Annotated in this window: 13 protein-coding genes; 5 read left to right on the forward strand and 8 right to left on the reverse strand. The window is 71.7% G+C overall.

The genetic code is table 11. The features are described 5' to 3' along the window. Positions 1–385: 385 nt before the first annotated feature. Positions 386–1,555, reverse strand: coding sequence for a citrate synthase/methylcitrate synthase (locus ACFV1J_RS11065; RefSeq protein ID WP_385857015.1), 1,170 nt, complete (start codon positions 1,553–1,555; stop codon positions 386–388). Between the two features lie 155 nt (positions 1,556–1,710). Between ACFV1J_RS11065 and ACFV1J_RS11070 the strand changes: the two genes are divergently transcribed. The 4 genes from ACFV1J_RS11070 (at position 1,711) to ACFV1J_RS11085 (ending at position 7,113) form a co-directional block, all read left to right on the forward strand. Beyond that, positions 1,711–2,958, forward strand: coding sequence for a citrate/2-methylcitrate synthase (locus ACFV1J_RS11070; protein ID WP_385857016.1), 1,248 nt, complete (start codon positions 1,711–1,713; stop codon positions 2,956–2,958). A 448-nt stretch (positions 2,959–3,406) separates the two neighbouring features. Continuing rightward, positions 3,407–4,351 carry a sucrase ferredoxin gene (locus ACFV1J_RS11075; RefSeq protein WP_385857017.1) on the forward strand — a complete coding sequence of 315 codons (945 nt, stop codon included), beginning with the start codon at positions 3,407–3,409 and terminating at the stop codon, positions 4,349–4,351. Between the two features lie 474 nt (positions 4,352–4,825). Next, positions 4,826–6,442 carry an ATP-binding protein gene (locus tag ACFV1J_RS11080; protein WP_385857095.1) on the forward strand — a complete coding sequence of 539 codons (1,617 nt, stop codon included), beginning with the start codon at positions 4,826–4,828 and terminating at the stop codon, positions 6,440–6,442. Continuing rightward, positions 6,439–7,113 carry a response regulator gene (locus ACFV1J_RS11085; protein ID WP_385857018.1) on the forward strand — a complete coding sequence of 225 codons (675 nt, stop codon included), beginning with the start codon at positions 6,439–6,441 and terminating at the stop codon, positions 7,111–7,113. The genes ACFV1J_RS11080 and ACFV1J_RS11085 overlap by 4 nt, the downstream gene beginning before the upstream one ends. A gap of 13 nt (positions 7,114–7,126) precedes the next feature. Here ACFV1J_RS11085 and ACFV1J_RS11090 read toward each other — a convergent pair whose 3' ends face one another. From ACFV1J_RS11090 to ACFV1J_RS11115, 6 genes are all read right to left on the reverse strand, one after another. Beyond that, positions 7,127–8,731, reverse strand: coding sequence for a cation acetate symporter (locus tag ACFV1J_RS11090; protein ID WP_385857019.1), 1,605 nt, complete (start codon positions 8,729–8,731; stop codon positions 7,127–7,129). Beyond that, on the reverse strand, positions 8,728–9,231 hold the full coding sequence (locus ACFV1J_RS11095) for a DUF485 domain-containing protein (protein WP_385857020.1): 504 nt from the start codon (positions 9,229–9,231) through the stop codon (positions 8,728–8,730). The genes ACFV1J_RS11090 and ACFV1J_RS11095 overlap by 4 nt, the downstream gene beginning before the upstream one ends. A 117-nt stretch (positions 9,232–9,348) precedes the next feature. Continuing rightward, positions 9,349–10,023 carry a response regulator gene (locus ACFV1J_RS11100; RefSeq protein ID WP_385857021.1) on the reverse strand — a complete coding sequence of 225 codons (675 nt, stop codon included), beginning with the start codon at positions 10,021–10,023 and terminating at the stop codon, positions 9,349–9,351. Continuing rightward, positions 10,020–11,183 carry a sensor histidine kinase gene (locus ACFV1J_RS11105; protein ID WP_385857096.1) on the reverse strand — a complete coding sequence of 388 codons (1,164 nt, stop codon included), beginning with the start codon at positions 11,181–11,183 and terminating at the stop codon, positions 10,020–10,022. The genes ACFV1J_RS11100 and ACFV1J_RS11105 overlap by 4 nt, the downstream gene beginning before the upstream one ends. 49 nt (positions 11,184–11,232) lie before the next feature. After that, positions 11,233–11,721 carry a DUF1453 domain-containing protein gene (locus ACFV1J_RS11110; RefSeq protein ID WP_385857022.1) on the reverse strand — a complete coding sequence of 163 codons (489 nt, stop codon included), beginning with the start codon at positions 11,719–11,721 and terminating at the stop codon, positions 11,233–11,235. Positions 11,722–11,878: 157 nt separating this feature from the next. After that, complete coding sequence (locus ACFV1J_RS11115; protein ID WP_385857023.1) at positions 11,879–13,999, reverse strand: type IIA DNA topoisomerase subunit B; 2,121 nt, start codon at positions 13,997–13,999, stop codon at positions 11,879–11,881. 444 nt (positions 14,000–14,443) lie between these two features. Here ACFV1J_RS11115 and ACFV1J_RS11120 point away from each other — a divergent pair, with 444 nt between their 5' ends. Further along, positions 14,444–14,674 (forward strand): hypothetical protein, encoded by a 231-nt coding sequence (locus tag ACFV1J_RS11120; RefSeq protein ID WP_030412880.1) that lies wholly within the window; start codon positions 14,444–14,446, stop codon positions 14,672–14,674. Positions 14,675–14,801: 127 nt separating this feature from the next. Here the strand turns inward: ACFV1J_RS11120 and ACFV1J_RS11125 are convergent, their stop codons facing one another. After that, on the reverse strand, positions 14,802–15,611 hold the full coding sequence (locus tag ACFV1J_RS11125; protein ID WP_385857024.1) for a serine protease: 810 nt from the start codon (positions 15,609–15,611) through the stop codon (positions 14,802–14,804). Between the last annotated feature and the right edge of the window lie 23 nt (positions 15,612–15,634).

Raw genomic sequence — 15,634 nt, forward strand, 5'->3', positions numbered from 1 at the left:
AACCGCGCCCCGGGACCCGTGGCCCGGAACCGGCCCGGTGCCCCGAACCACCGCCCGGTGCCCAGAACCGTGGCCCGACGCCGAGATCCTGTGCCGAGGTCCGGCACCGTGGCCAGGCACCGAGATCCGCAACCGTGGCCCCGCGCTGGCCTCCCAGCGCCGTGACCCGATGCCCAGACTCGGAACTGTGACCCAACACCAAGGTCCGGCGCCGTGGTCCAACACCAAGGTCCGGAACCCTGGCCCAGCGACGAGGTGCGGAACCGTAGCCCGCTGCCGAGGCCCGGCGCCAAGGTCCGGCGCCGTGGTGCGAGGCCAAGGCCCGGGGGGCCAAGATCCGGCCGTGGCCCGGTGCCAGGCTGAGGCACCGGCGTTGTGGTGGCGGCTACCCGGGCACCACCTCCGGCAGCGGCTGCGGCGGGGGCGGGCCGACGTACCGGGCCGCCGGGCGGATGATCTTCGAATCTTCTGCCTGTTCCAGGATGTTGGCGCTCCAGCCGACGACCCGGGCCGCGCAGAAGGTGGGCGTGAACATCTCGCGCGGCAGGCCGCACAGCTCCATGACGACGCCCGCGTAGAACTCCACGTTGATGTGCAGCTCGCGGCCCGGCTTGAGCTCGGCCAGCAGCGCCTCGGCGCGCGCCTCCACCTCGACGGCGAACTCCACCAGCGGCCCGCCGAACTCCTCGGCGAGCCCGCGCAGCATCCGTGACCGCGGGTCCTCCGTGCGGTAGACGGGGTGGCCGAACCCCATGATCCGTTCGCCGCGCAGGACCCGTTCGCGGATCCAGGGGTCGATCCGGTCGGGCGTACCGATGGCGTCGAGCGTGTCCAGTGCCCGGCTCGGCGCTCCGCCGTGCAGCGGGCCGGAGAGCGCGCCGATGGCTCCGACGAGGCAGGCCGCGAGGTCGGCACCGGTGGAGGCGATGACCCGGGCGGTGAACGTCGAGGCGTTGAAGCCGTGATCGATCGTGGAGATCAGGTAGGCCTCTATCGCCCGGACCCGGTCCGGATCCGGTTCCTCGCCGGTGAGCATGTAGAGGTAGTTGGCGGCGTGCCCCAGGTCCGGCCGTGGCTCCACCGGCTGCTGTCCCTGGCCGAGCCGGTGCAGTGCGGTGAGCAGGGTCGGTACGGCGGCGACGGCGGCGAGTGCGTCGGCCCGCCGGCGGTCGGCGTCGATGTCGTACAGCGGCCGGAAACCGGAGCTCGCGCCGAGCAGCGAGAGCGCGGTGCGCAGCCCGGCGAGCGGACCCGCGAGCGCACCGGCCCGGGCCAGGGCGGGCAGTGCGTCGCGTACTGCCACGGGCAGCGGGCGCAGCGCGGCGGTCTCGGCCTTGAAGGCCGCCAGCTGGGCCGCGTCGGGCAGCGCGCCATGGAACATCAGGTACCAGACGTCCTCGAACGTGCGGGTCCGGGCCAGCTCGACGGCGGAGTACTGGCGGTAGTGGTAGAAGCCCTCACGCCCCCGGACGTCGCCGAGTTGGGTCTCGGTGACGATGACGCCCGCGAGTCCGCGGGGTGCCTCGATGGGTGCGTTCGCCTCAGCGATCGGCATGGCGGATCTCCTCGTTCTTCCTCCCCGATATTGATCCGACTATCTATGCTTGACTCAATACTCGTCAATATTGATTGAATCAATGCATGCGTCAATACAGGAGGGTCCTGGACATGGATGGGTCCGGGTACGGACGCGCTGGATACGGTGATCCCATGGCGGATCACGACACGGCACACGACACCCGCGAGCGACGGCTGAGCACGCGGGAGGCGGCCGACCGGCTCGGCGTGAAGCCCGAGACGGTCTATGCGTACGTCAGTCGCGGTCAGCTGACCAGCCACCGGGAACCCGGCAGCCGCGGCAGCACCTTCGACCCCAAGGAGATCGACGCGCTGGCCCGCCGCAGCGGCCGCCGCGAAACTCCCTCCGCCGGCGCCGAGTTGGCGATCCGCACCGGCATCACCCTGATCGATCGTGACCACTGCTACTTCCGCGGCGTGGACACCGCGGAGCTCGCCGCCCACTACAGCTACGAGGAGGTCGCGGAGTGGTTGTGGACCGGTGTGCTGCGCCGCGGCATCCGCTTCACCGCCCCGCAGGACGCCCGGACCGCCGCCCGTCGCGCCGTACGGGCGCTGCCGCCGCACAGCGGGCCGATGGACCAGCTGCGAGTCGCGGTGATCGCTGCCGCGGCCGCCGATCCACTGCGGTTCGACCTCTCCGAGGACGCCGTCCTCGGCACCGCCCGCAGCCTCATCCCGACCCTCGTCGACGCCCTCCCGGTGCTCGGTGAAGAACCCTCCACCGCCGGACCGCTCGCGCCCCGGCTCTGGTCCCGGCTGACCGCGGAACCGGCCGAGCCCGCATCGCTGCGCGTCCTGGACGCCGCGCTGGTCCTGCTCATCGACCACGACCTCGCCGCCTCCACCCTCGCGGTCCGGGTCGCGGCCTCCGCCCGTGCCCATCCGTACGCGATCGTCTCGGCGGGCCTGGGGGCGCTGGACGGTCCGCTGCACGGCGCCGCGAGCGGGCTGGCGCACCGGACGCTGCTGGAGGTCCTGGACCGGGGCAGCGCGGCTGCCGTCGTGGCCGATCATCTGCGGGCCGGCCGCCGGGTACCGGGCCTGGGCCACCGCCTCTACCCGGGGGAGGACCCGCGCGCCCGCGTCCTCTTCCGGCTGCTGGCGGACGTACCGCAGGCCGCACCCGCCCTGCAGGCCGCACGCGATGTCGTCAGCACCACCGCCCGCCACACGGAGCTGCACGCCAACGTCGACCTGGCACTCGCCGTGCTGACCGTCGCGGTGGGCATGCCGCCCGAGGCGGGAGAAACGGTCTTCGCCCTCGCGCGCACCGCCGGCTGGATCGCGCACGCCCTGGAGGAATTCGACGAGCGCCCGCTCCGCATGCGCCCCAGCGGCCAGTACCACGGCCCACGCCCCCCACAGCCGCTCCCGTAAGCGGGCCCAAGCCGCCTTGCACATCTGCCATGAGCGTGCCCGAACCGCCCGAGCCGTCCGGTGTGCCTGCCACGAGTGCACCCGGGCCACCCAAGCCGTGTGATGTGCCTGCCATGAGCGGGCCCGAGCCGCGCGAGCCGTCCGGTGTGCCTGCCACGAGTGCACCCGAGCCGCCCAAGTCCTGTGATGTGCCTGCCATGAGCGGGCCTGAGCGGCTCGAGCCGTCCTGCGCCTCCACCGTGAGCGGGCCTGAGCGATCCGGCATCCCGGCCGCGATGGGGAGCGAGTGACCGGGCGTTCCGGCGGTGGCGATTCATGAGCGGTTCGACGTTGCCGTTGCCGTGGCCGCCATGGCGCGACCGCGCTCCCCCTTCCTCGCCCCTCCCGCGCAGGCTCGCAAGCGGTCCGGCGTGCGGGATGCCTGAACCATGAGGTTAGGCTCGCCTTTGTGAGTACCTGCGCCACCGCCTCCCGTAACGCGGCCGAACCGCTGGCCGGGACCTCGGCCACCGCCCGTACCTGGCTGCTCATCGAGCAGACCGGCCCCTGGGGAGCCAAGGCGCTCACGGACAGCCATCTCGACCCAGGTCTCGGCCGGGCGCTGGACGCCGCGGCGGCCGGGACCGGCGTACGCATCGCCCTGATCCGGCGGCCGGGCCGCCACGCCGACTGCCATGGCATCGCCCGCCGTCGGCTCTTCCTCGCCCACACCGCGCCGGGTCGCTCCTGGGTCCGCACGACCACCGTCACCGATCCCGGCACCGCTCTCGGACTGGACTTCGCCGCCCTGGGCGCGGGCGACCACCACGACCTCTGGGAACCGCATTCCGGCGACCCGCTGGCCCTCGTCTGCACCAACGGCAAACGGGACCGCTGCTGCGCCCTGCTCGGCCGGCCGCTGGCCGCGGAACTCGCCGCCACCGGAATCGACACCTGGGAGGTCACCCACCTGGGCGGCCATCGCTTCTCCCCCACCCTTTTTCTCCTTCCTTACGGTTACGCCTACGGCCGTGCCTCGGCGCATCTGGTCAAGTCCGCCGTGGAGGCGGCGCGCAGCGGACGGATCGTCTTGGACCACTGCCGTGGCCGTTCGGCCTGGGAGCGCCCCGCCCAGGCGGCCGACCTCGCGGTCCGTGCCCGGATCCATGAGGACCGCGCGGACGCCCTCGACGTCGTACGGGTCGAGGCCCTGCCGCCCGCATCCGCCGCCACGCCCGCCGACGGCGCGGGACCGGCCTGGGCCGTCACGGTCGCGCACACGGACGGCCGGGCCTGGTACGTGACGGTCGAGCAGCGGACCGACGGTGCTCCGGCGCCCGCCAGCTGTGGCGCACCCCTCCTTCCTTCCTCGCGGATGGCGGTCACCTCTCTCACCGCCGCAGATCTCGACTGACCCCCCTTTCACGGATTCGCGGCCACTGATCCCCACCCGTGGCGGCTCGGACGCCGTCACGGAGCGTGACGACACTGCGAGAGTAAGTGCTCACAGTGCGCAGCCGAAAGGCCTGTGGATAACTCCCGCGAAGCCCGTCATCGCCGTCCACAGCCCGACTCCGCCGCTCCCGTCACGACCGGGCTGCCGCGCCCCGCGTGGCCGTCCGGACACCCTCCGAATTCCTCGCCGTAGGGATTACCGGCCCGGCGGTCGGCCCGCTTACTGTTCGTCGGTATGGGCGAGAAGGAAGCGTCGGTTCCGCGCCCGAGCGCCGCAGAGCCCTCGGGCACCGCACCGTTTCCCGCCGGCCCCTCCGCCCCGCGCACAGCGACCGCCCCGCGCGGCACGTCCAGGGCACGCAACACGACCGGAGTGCGTCTGAGGCGCCCCCGGCTGGGCTGGCCGCGGCGGGTCTTCTCCCAGGTGCTGCTGATGCAGTTGGCCATCGCCACGGGCGTCACCGCACTGGCGACCGGCCTGTTCCTCGCCCCGCTCAGCGCCCAGCTGGACGACCAGGCGATGCGCAGGGCGCTCGCCATCGCGCAGACCACCGCCGCCGAACCGCGCCTCGACGACGCACTGGAGGCATCGCGCCCGAGCCGCCACGGCCCGGTCCAGAACGAGGCGGAACGGATCCGCGCGGCCACCGGAGCCGAGTACGTCGTGATCATGGACAAGCGCGGAGTGCGCTGGTCCCACACCGACCCCGACGAGATCGGGCACCACGTCTCCACCGACCCGAGCGCCGCGCTCTCCGGCCGCGAGGTCATGCAGATCGACGAGGGCACCCTCGGCCGCTCCGCACGGGGCAAGGTCCCGCTGCGGGACGAGAACGGCAAGGTCGTCGGCGCCGTCTCGGTGGGCATCGCGTACGAGAGCGTGCAGGAGCGGCTGCTGTCCACCGTGCCGCAGCTGCTCGCGTACGCCGGCGGGGTGCTCGCCGTCGGCGCACTGGCGGCCTACCTGGTCGCCCGCCGACTCCAGCGCCGCACCCATGACCTGGCCTTCTCCGACATCTCCGCGCTGCTCACCGAGCGGGAGGCGATGCTGCACGGCATCCGGGAGGGTTTTCTCGCGCTCGACGGTCAGGGCCGGATCCGCCTGATGAACGACGAGGCGCAGCGCCTCCTCGATCTGCGCGCCGAGGACACCGGCCGCCCCCTGGACACCGCCCTTCCGCCGGGCCGGACGACCGATGTGCTGGCCGGCCGTGTCTCGGGTGCCGATCTGCTGGCGGTCAGCGGGCACCGGGTGCTGGTGGCGAACCGTATGCCGACCGACGACGGCGGCGCGGTGGTGACCCTCCGCGACCGTACGGAGTTGGAGCGGCTGGGCCGCGAACTGGACGGCACCCGCGGTCTCATCGACGCCCTCCGGGCACAGGACCACGAGCACGCCAACCGGCTGCACACCCTCCTCGGCCTGCTCGAACTGGGGCTGCACGAGGAGGCCGTGGAGTTCGTGATCCGCGCCGTCGGCGTCCACCGGGCCACCGCGGAACAGGTCACCGAGCGCATCCACGACCCCCTGCTGGCCGCCCTTCTGGTGGGCAAGGCCACCGTCGCCACCGAACGGGGCGTGTCCTTGCGGATCGCGTCCGGCACCCGGTTGCCCGACCGCCTGATCGACCCGCACAGCCTGGTCACCGTCCTCGGCAACCTCGTCGACAACGCCCTGGACGCCACCGCCGGCACGCCCGAGGCCCAGGTGGAGGTGGAGGTGCGGGCCGAGGGACGGACCGCCGTCGTACGCGTCGCCGACAACGGGCCGGGCGTGCCCGAGGAGCGCCGGGCCGAGATCTTCACGGAAGGCTGGACCACCAAGGAGCCGCCCGCCCACGGGCAGCGCGGCATCGGACTCGCGCTGGTCCGCCGGCTCGCCGAGCGCTACGGGGGCGGCGCCGTGGTGGACCAACGCCCAGGAGGCGGCGCCGTGTTCACCGTCACGGTCCCCGACGCGCTCTCCGAGGAGCTTCCCGAGCCGGCCGGGGCGGCCGACGATCCCGAGGGCGCGCACCGCGCCGAGGACGCCACGGAGGCCGGCCGATGATCGACGTACTGGTCGTGGACGACGATGCGCAGGTCGCGCAGATCAACGCGGCGTATGTCGCCAAGGTGCAGGGTTTCCGGGTCAGTTGCGTCGCACATACGGCGGCGCAGGCCCTGGCCGCTTTGGAGACGCACCCCGTCGAGCTGATCCTGTTGGACCACTACCTGCCCGACCGGACCGGCCTCCAACTGGTCGGCGAACTGCGGCGCCGTGGCCTGGTCACCGACGTGATCATGGTGACGGCGGCCCGCGACATCGCGACCGTTCAGGCCGCGATGCGGCACGGCGCGCTCCAGTACCTGGTGAAGCCGTTCACCTTCGCGGGCCTGCGCTCCAAACTGGAGGGCTATGCGGCGCTGCATCGCACCTTCGCCGGCGGCGGACAGGCCGAGCAGTCCGAAGTGGACCGGCTTTTCGGCGCGTTGGGAGCCGCCAACGCCGGCTCCGCCGAGCTGCCCAAGGGGCACTCCACCGCCACCGCCGACCGCGTGCGCTCGGTGCTGCGCTCCGCGGACACCCCGCTCTCGGCCCAGGACGTCGCCCACCGGGCCGGACTGAGCCGGCAGACCGCCCAGCGCTATCTGAAGCTCCTGGAACGCGCCGGCCGAGTGCGCCTCACCCTCAGGTACGGCGAGACCGGCCGCCCGGAACACCGCTACGAATGGGTCTAGGCCCCGGCGCGTTCTAAACGGCGCCCGCCCCCGTGAGCGCCCGCACCTCCGTCTCCGCATGCCGGGCCGGATCGGCGGCCTCAGGGGAGAGCAGTGTTCCCAGCCAGCCCATCAGGAAGCCCAGGGGGATCGAGACCGCGCCCGGGTTGGAGAGCGGGAAGACGGCGAAGTCCAGGTGGGGGAAGAGGGATTCCGGGCCTCCGGAGACCACGGGCGAGAGGACCACCAGGGTGAGCGCGGGGACCAGCCCGCCATAGACGGACCAGACGGCACCCCGCGTCGTGAAGCGGCGCCAGAACAGGGCGTAGAGCAGGGCCGGCACATTGGCCGAGGCGGCGACCGCGAAGGCCAGGCCCACCAGGAAGGCGACGTTCAGGTCCTGGGCGAGCAGCGCCAGTGCGATGGCGACGGCTCCGACCGCGACCGCGGCGAGGCGTGCCACGGCCACCTCGCGGCGCTGTGCGTCCCGCGCCGTGCCGCGCGGGCGGCGCAGTGAGGCGTACAGGTCGTGGGCCACGGAGGCCGAGGAGGCGAGGGTGATACCGGCGACCACGGCCAGGATGGTGGCGAAGGCGACCGCCGCCACCACGGCGAAGAGAACCGTTCCTCCGGTGGACCCCGCCCCGCCTCCCAGGTCGACGGCGAGCAGCGGAACGGCCGTATTGCCCGCCGAGTTGGAGGCCCGTACTGCGTCGCTGCCCACTACAGCGGCGGCCCCGAAGCCCAGCACGACGGTCATCAGGTAGAAGCCGCCGATCAGCCCGATGGACCAGCCGACGGAACGGCGGGCGGCCCGCGCCGTGGGCACGGTGTAGAACCGCGACAGGATGTGCGGCAGCCCGGCTGTTCCCAGGACCAGAGCCAGCCCGAGGCTGAGGAAGTCCAGCCGCGCGGTCCAGTCCCCTCCGTATTTGAGACCCGGCGCGAGGAACGCCCTTCCGTGGCCGCTGCGTTCGGCGGCGGTGTTCAGCAGCGCACCGAGGTCCCCGTGGAAACGGATCACCACCAGGACGGTCAGGGCCATGGCGCCGCCCAGGAGGAGCACCGCCTTGACCACCTGGATCCAGGTGGTGGCCCGCATTCCGCCGAAGGCGACGTAGACCACCATCAGGGCGCCCACGCCGATCACCATCCAGGTACGGGCCTGCGGTCCGGCGTCGCCGAGCAGCAGCGCCACCAGACTGCCGGCACCGACCATCTGCGCCACCAGATAGAGCACGGAGACGGTGACGGACGCCGCGCCGACCGCGATCCGCACGGGGCGCTCCCGCATCCGTGCGGCCACGACGTCGGCGAGGGTGAACCGCCCGCAGTTCCGGACGAGTTCGGCCACCAGGAAGAGCACGAGCAGCCAGGCGACGAGGAAGCCGACCGCATAGAGCAGGCCGTCGTAGCCGAAGAGGGCGATCAGCCCGGTGATGCCCAGGAAGGACGCGGCGGACATGTAGTCACCCGCGATGGCGAAACCATTCTCCATGGGCGAGAAGAGCCTCCCGCCGGCGTAGAACTCCACCGCGGAGCCACGCCTGCGGCGCCCCGCCCAGAGGGTGATCGCCAGAGTGAGCGCGATGAAGGCGCTGACCAGAGTCAGCGCGAAGGTCTCGTGGCCGCCGGTCACCGCCCGTTCCCCCCGGTCAGTTCCTGGGTTTCCCAGCGGATCTCCAGCGCCGCACGGTCCCTGCGCAGCCGCGCGTGGCGCATGTAGGCCCAGGCGAGCAGAAACGTTGTGGCGAACTGGCCGAGACCGGCGGCCATGGCGACGTTGAAGGCACCGACGAGCTGACGGGCCATGAGATCCGGCGCGGCGATCGCCGCCACCACATAGGCGAGGTACCAGCCCAGAAAGGCAAGGGTGGCGGGGACGACGAAGCGCCGGTAACAGCGGCGCACCTCCTGGAACGCACCGCTCCGGTGCACCGCCAGATAGATCTCGTCCAGGGGAATCCCGCCGTTCCGCGGTGCTCCTACGGTCAGCGGCTCCTCGGCACCGCCTCCATGGTCGGCCGTGTCCGCCGCACCGGCCGGTTCCGCCCACCCGGGGGCGAGGGCGTCGTACCAGGGGTCGTCGAGCCGTACGGCCCCGGACTCATCGGCCGAGCGGCCGTCCTGCTTGTCCACCGAACTCTCCTTGGTGCACGGGGTGGTTGTCCGTGCCGCCCAAGGGTGGACAGAAAGGAAGATCCCGGACGCCCGCTTGCGGACCCTTCACCCCATCAGGTGATGGACCGCCGGGAACTACCCGGGCGGCTGTGCGAGCCCGTTGCGGTACGCGTAGTGGATGGCCTGGGCCCGGTCGCGCAGCCCCGCCTTGGCGAAGAGGTTGTTGATGTGGGTCTTCACCGTCGCCGTGGAGACATGCAGGGTACGGGCGATCTCTGGATTCGCCAGCCCCTCGGCGACCAGCCGCAGCACCTCCACCTCGCGCGCGGTCAGCCCGTCCGGGGGCTCCGCCGGCGGCTGCGGCACGGTGTGCGCGGGCTCGGCGAGGCGCTCCAGGAGGCGCCGCTGGATCTTCGGCGCCAGGCCGGCCTCACCGGAGAGCACGTCGTCGATGGCGCGGACGATCTCGTCGCCGTCCGCGTCCTTCGTCAGATAGCCGCGGGCGCCGGCCTGCAGGGCGGGGAAGAGCGAGTCGTCGTCGGCGTACGTGGTGAGCACCACGACCTGGGTGCCTGGGTGGTCCGCGCGGATCCGGCGGGTGGCCTCGACCCCGTCGCAACGGGGCATGCGAAGGTCCATCAGGACGACGTCGGGGGCGTGTCGGGCGACCAGTTGGACCGCCTCCTCACCGTCCGCCGCCGAACCGACGACCTCCATGCCCGGCAGCAGCCCCAGCAGCATCACGATTCCCTCGCGCACCACCGTCTGGTCATCGGCGACCACGATCCGCGTCACCGTACGTGCCGTCATGCGGGCACCCGCAACCGCACCACGAACCCCTCCTCAGCAGGGCCGGACTCCAGCGTTCCACCGAGGAGTTCGGCGCGCTCCCGCATTCCCAGCAGACCGTACCCGGAACCGCTCGCGGAGAGTTCGGCGGACCGCCCGCGGCCCCCGTCGTCCCGCACTTCGAGCCCCACGTCGTCCGTCCCGTAGTCCAGCCGCACGCTCACCCGCGCCCCCGGGGCGTGCTTGCGCACGTTCGTGAGTGCCTCCTGAGCGATCCTGCGGACCGCGAGTCCGGCCTCGGCCGGCAGCACGCGGGACTCGCCCGTCACGTCCAGTCGAACGCCCTCAGCGGCCGTCAGACGGCGCAGGAAGTCCTCGACCGGGACCAGCTCCCCGCGGAGGGCGGAAAGCGCCTCACGGGTGCCGTCAAGCCCTTCTCGGGCCATTCCCCGGCACGCCACGACCCGCTCCAGGAGCTGTGCGCGGTCCGCCTCGAGGTCGGAACTGCGCTGGATCAGCTGCCGCACCGCCTCCAGATGCACCAACTGGGCGCTCAAACTGTGGGCGAGGACGTCGTGGATCTCCCGTGCGATCCGGCCCCGTTCGGCCAGCGCCGCCGACTCCGCCTCGGCCGTGCGGGCCGCCCGCTCCTGGGCCAGCAGCCGCTGGGCGTTGCCGCGCGCCTCGGCGTCGAGGCGGATGACGTAACCGGCCAGGGCCAGGCCCACGGTGGTCGTGGTGCTCGCCAGCCAGTTGTCGGTGTTCATCACGGCGTAGGCGGCGAGTGCGGCCGACGAACACAGCACGCCGACGGCCAGCGGGAGCCGCTCCAACGCGGTGATGGCGCAGGCGCACCACAGGACGATCGCCGGCGTCCGGGCGCCGGCGAAGGAGAAGCCGAAGGCCGCGGCCTCCAGGACGAACAGGAGGCCCACGGACGGCCAGAGAAGGCGCTCGCGCGTCACGCGGAAGTAGCCGCGGAACGCCACGAGCGTGGCGGCGACCCCCGCGAGCGCCGCCACCAGTGCCCAGCCCCGGAAGTGCGGGCCGGCCACGGTGGACCACGTCAGTCCCACGACGACCAGGACGCGCACCGACCGGCCGATCCACAACCGGGCGCCGCTCATGCCTTCACGGGACAGCGACTCCCGCAGGGGCCAGCTCGTCAAGGAAGGGGGCAGCACGTACGGTCCTCGATCGGTGGGCGGCGGTACCGGGCGCGCCGGGGCCTCAGCCCGCGACAGGGACACCGTACGTCCGCTGAACGGCCTGGGCCCGCCAGGTGGTGACCCCGCTCCGGGCCAGCAGCATGACGGCGACCGAGAGCATGATCGCCGGGCTGCCCTGATGGACGCCCATGGCCGCGGCGAGGGCCATCAGGCCGCCGCGCAGCACCATGGCGCACAGCCACACCCCGGCCGCCGCCCAGCTGCCCTTGGTCCACACCACGCCGTCCGCGTCCGTCCAGATGCGTGTGGTCCAGGCCCAGCCCGCACCGCAGGCCAGCCCTATGAGGAGCCCGACGGTCAGCAGGACGGCGGAGGCGGTCCGGTGCACGGGGTCCAGCAGGCCGGGCGCGCGCAGCGCCAGGAACACCAGGACGGCGGGGATCAACCACCACTTGCGGCCCTCGGACGTGAGCTGCTGGGCACTGAACTGCTTGATGACCACGAACGCGACAGCCGCGACGATCACCACGATGTTGAGCAGGCCGCTCATGACCTGAGCCTCCCGGAGACGGCGTATTCCGACCTCCCCGACGCTACGGAGAGTGGCCGCCGCGCGGATCGGCGCCAGGGTGGGGAGCGGGTGGAAAACACGGCGGGCGCCCCTCCACCCTGGGGTGGAGAGACGCCCGCCCGGGCTCAGGGAGCGCTCAGGTGTCGATCCGGGAACGGTCCATGGTGGCCGCGGAGTTGGTGATGAACTCCTTGCGGGGGGCCACTTCGTTGCCCATCAGGAGGTCGAAGGTCTTCTCCGCCGCCTCCAGGTCGCTGATGTTGATCCGGCGCAGGGTGCGGTGGCGCGGGTCCATGGTCGTCTCGGCGAGCTGGTCGGCGTCCATCTCACCCAGGCCCTTGTAGCGCTGGATGCTGTCCTTGTAGCGGACGTTCTTGCGCTGGAGCTCCAGCAGGGTCTGGCGCAGCTCGTTGTCCGAGTAGGTGTAGATGTACTTGTCCTGCCCCTTCTTGGGGTTGGTCAGTTCGATGCGGTGCAGCGGCGGCACGGCGGCGAAGACCCGGCCCTGCTCGACCATCGGCCGCATGTAGCGCTGGAAGAGGGTCAGCAGCAGGATGCGGATGTGGGCGCCGTCGACATCGGCGTCGGCCAGGAAGATGACCTTGCCGTAGCGGGCCGCGTCGATGTCGAAGGTACGGCCGGAACCGGCCCCTATGACCTGGATGATGGCGCCGCACTCGGCGTTCTTGAGCATGTCCGAGACGGACGACTTCTGGACGTTGAGGATCTTGCCGCGGATCGGCAGCAGCGCCTGGAACTCCGAATTCCGGGCCAGCTTCGCGGTGCCCAGCGCGGAGTCACCCTCGACGATGAACAGCTCGCTGCGGTCGACGTCGTCGCTGCGGCAGTCCGCGAGCTTGGCCGGCAGCGAGGAGGACTCCAGCGCCGTCTTCCGCCGCTGCGCCTCCTTGTGCTGGCGCGCGGCGATGCGGGTCCGGGCCGCGGCGACGACCTTCTCCAGGACGGCACGCGCCTGCTGCTTGCCGTCCCGCTTCGTGGACGTCAGGAACGCCTTCAGCTCCCGGCTCACCACCTGGGCGACGATCCGGGAGGCCGCGGAGGTGCCGAGCACCTCCTTGGTCTGGCCCTCGAACTGCGGCTCGGCGAGGCGCACGGTCACGACCGCGGTCAGCCCCTCCATGGCGTCGTCCTTGACGACGTCGTCCTCGGCGACGCGGAGCAGCTTGCTCGACCGCAGGACCTCGTTGACCGTCCTGGTGACCGCGCGCTCGAAGCCGGAGACGTGGGTGCCGCCCTTGGGGGTGGCGATGATGTTGACGAACGACCGGACCGTGGCGTCGTAGCCGGTGCCCCAGCGCAGCGCGATGTCGACGCCCAGTTCGCGGGTGACCTCGGTGGGGGTCATGTGGCCGCGGTCGTCGAGGACCGGCACGGTCTCCTTGAACGTGCCCTGCCCGGTCAGCCGGAGGACGTCGCACACCGCCTTGTCCTGCGCCAGGTACTCGCAGAACTCGCTGATGCCGCCGTCGTAGTGGAAGGTCTCCTCCGTCTTGCCGGCGCCGTCGAGGCCGCGCTCGTCGCGGACGACCAGGGTGAGGCCGGGGACGAGGAAGGCGGTCTGGCGGGCGCGGGCGTACAGCGTCTCCAGGGAGAGCTTGGCGTCCTTGAGGAAGATCTGCCGGTCGGCCCAGTAACGGACGCGGGTGCCGGTCTTCGTCTTGGGGATCCGCTTGCCCTTGTGCAGGCCGTTGGCCGGGTCGAACGGGGCGTCCGGGCCCGATTCCGTGAAGATGCCGGGGACGCCGCGGCGGAAGCTGATCGAGTGCGTCTTGCTGTTGCGGTCGACCTCGACGTCGAGCCGGGCGGAGAGGGCGTTGACGACCGAGGCGCCGACGCCGTGCAGACCGCCGGAGGCCGCGTACGAGCCGCCGCCGAACTTTCCGCCGGCGTGCAGCTTGGTCATGACGACCTCGACACCGCTCAGCCCGGTCTTGGGCTCGACGTCCACGGGGATGCCGCGGCCGTTGTCACGCACCTCCACGGACCCGTCGTCGTGGAGGATCACTTCGATGTGGTCGCAGTAGCCGCCGAGCGCCTCGTCGACGGAGTTGTCGATGATCTCCCAGAGGCAGTGCATCAGACCGCGGCTGTCCGTGGAGCCGATGTACATGCCAGGGCGCTTGCGGACCGCTTCGAGGCCCTCCAGGACGAGCAGATGCCGCGCGGTGTAGTTGGAACCGTCCCGGTCTGCCCCGGTCAGCACTGCGGTGGACGGCACGGACATCTCGGCGGTCACGCGGTTCGCTCCTCGCTGAATTTCTGGCAGTCCGCATTCCGCGGACTCGGTTGTGGCGGTGTCGCCCGTCAGAGGGTACCGAGGCCTGGTAGAGCCGATGTGACGCCACCCGTAAGCATGCTCATGGTAGTAGAATTTCGCTCGCGCGTTCGATCGCTCGTTGGGGTGACGTCCGAGTGACGTGCACATCACGTTCCCTTCGAGGCATGAACCATTTAGGCTCCGGGCACGTCCTCATCAACAACCGGCAAGCCAGCCGGGGGGACCGACCCAGCACCCAACGTGAATCAGACCACCAAGCAATACGGCTCATTCGCCGCCACCCGGCAGCACCCGGCCCCCTCGAAGAACTTTTTTCGAGGAAAAGGCACGAGCGGGAACGTTTTCGGCCTGGTTGGATGTTGACCCTGGTACGACAGCTCGTCGAGCTAGAGAAGAGGCGACGTGACTACTGTTCTGACACCCGCGAGCCCGCTGACGGCCGCTGACCGCTGCGACCGCTGCGGCGCCCAGGCATACCTGCGCGTCGTCCTGATGTCCGGCGGAGAACTGCTCTTCTGCGCCCACCACGGTCGCAAGTTCGAGCCAGAACTCAAGAAGATCGCCGCGGAAATACAGGACGAGACGGAGCGGCTGAACGCTTCTCCGGCGTCCGCGTCCGATGAGGAACGCTGACACTTCGCATCCACGACGAGCGAGCAGCGGCCCTGCGCCGTGCGGCGGGCGGTCCCCCCGACACCACCGGGGGGCCGCCCGCTACTCGTTCGCTCGCACCGCGTGATCTGCCGGCTCCCGCGACGGCTCAGCCCGCTCCGTGCGCCGATACGGCCGGAAGCAGCGCCGAGGCCCGGGTGTAGACGCCCGGTCTGCCCGCCTGGCCACAGCCGGTCCCCCAGGAGACCAGCCCCACGAGACGTCCGTGGACGACCAGGGGCCCGCCACTGTCGCCCTGACACGCGTCCCGCCCGCCGTCCGCTGCACCCGCGCACAGCATGGAACGGGACCGGTACGCTCCGTCCGCGCTGCCCGGATAGGCCCGTGCGCAGACCGCATCCCGCAGCACGTTGACGCGCGCCGAGCGCAGCCGCGACGCATAGCTGCCCTCACCCGTGGTGTCCCCCCAGCCGTAAACCGTGGCCCGGCTGCCCGGCCGGTAGGCACGGTCGTTGCGTCCCGCTATCGGGATGGGCCGGTTCGGTACCGGCTTCGGGAGCGTGAGGACGGCCATGTCGCCCTCATTGGTCCAGCTGTCGTAGCGGGGGTTCACCCAGACCTTCGCCGGCTTGACCTCATGCCCCCCGCCGCCGGTGAGGTTGTCGCGCCCGATCACGATGCGCAGGTCCCGGACCTGCTGCCAGGGCACGCCCAGCACCTCCTTGCTCAGGCAGTGCGCCGCCGTCACGACCGTGGAGTGCCCCACCAGCACCCCACCGCAGAACTGCCCGGAGCGCTGCGCCCCGAAGCGCTCGTGGGAGGCCAGTGCCACCGCCCAGGGGCTCTGGGACAGTTGCGCGGGCTTCCCGCCGATCACCGACTCGTCCGCGGCCGCCGCCACCGGCAGGGTGAGGACCAGTGCGAGGGCTCCGAGAACGGCGCCTGTGGCCGGACGCATACGGACTCCTGACTGTGGGACAG

Origin of the sequence: Streptomyces sp. NPDC059649 (assembly GCF_042734445.1) — a bacterium.
Taxonomy (GTDB): domain Bacteria; phylum Actinomycetota; class Actinomycetes; order Streptomycetales; family Streptomycetaceae; genus Streptomyces.

Excerpts from the sequence above, each read along its gene's own strand:
- ACFV1J_RS11065 (WP_385857015.1), bottom strand. The coding sequence starts at position 1,555 with ATGCCGATCGCTGAGGCGAACGCACCCATCGAGGCACCCCGCGGACTC.
- ACFV1J_RS11070 (WP_385857016.1), top strand. The coding sequence starts at position 1,711 with ATGGCGGATCACGACACGGCACACGACACCCGCGAGCGACGGCTGAGC.
- ACFV1J_RS11080 (WP_385857095.1), top strand. The coding sequence starts at position 4,826 with ATGCAGTTGGCCATCGCCACGGGCGTCACCGCACTGGCGACCGGCCTG.
- ACFV1J_RS11085 (WP_385857018.1), top strand. The coding sequence starts at position 6,439 with ATGATCGACGTACTGGTCGTGGACGACGATGCGCAGGTCGCGCAGATC.
- ACFV1J_RS11100 (WP_385857021.1), bottom strand. The coding sequence starts at position 10,023 with ATGACGGCACGTACGGTGACGCGGATCGTGGTCGCCGATGACCAGACG.
- ACFV1J_RS11110 (WP_385857022.1), bottom strand. The coding sequence starts at position 11,721 with ATGAGCGGCCTGCTCAACATCGTGGTGATCGTCGCGGCTGTCGCGTTC.
- ACFV1J_RS11125 (WP_385857024.1), bottom strand. The coding sequence starts at position 15,611 with ATGCGTCCGGCCACAGGCGCCGTTCTCGGAGCCCTCGCACTGGTCCTC.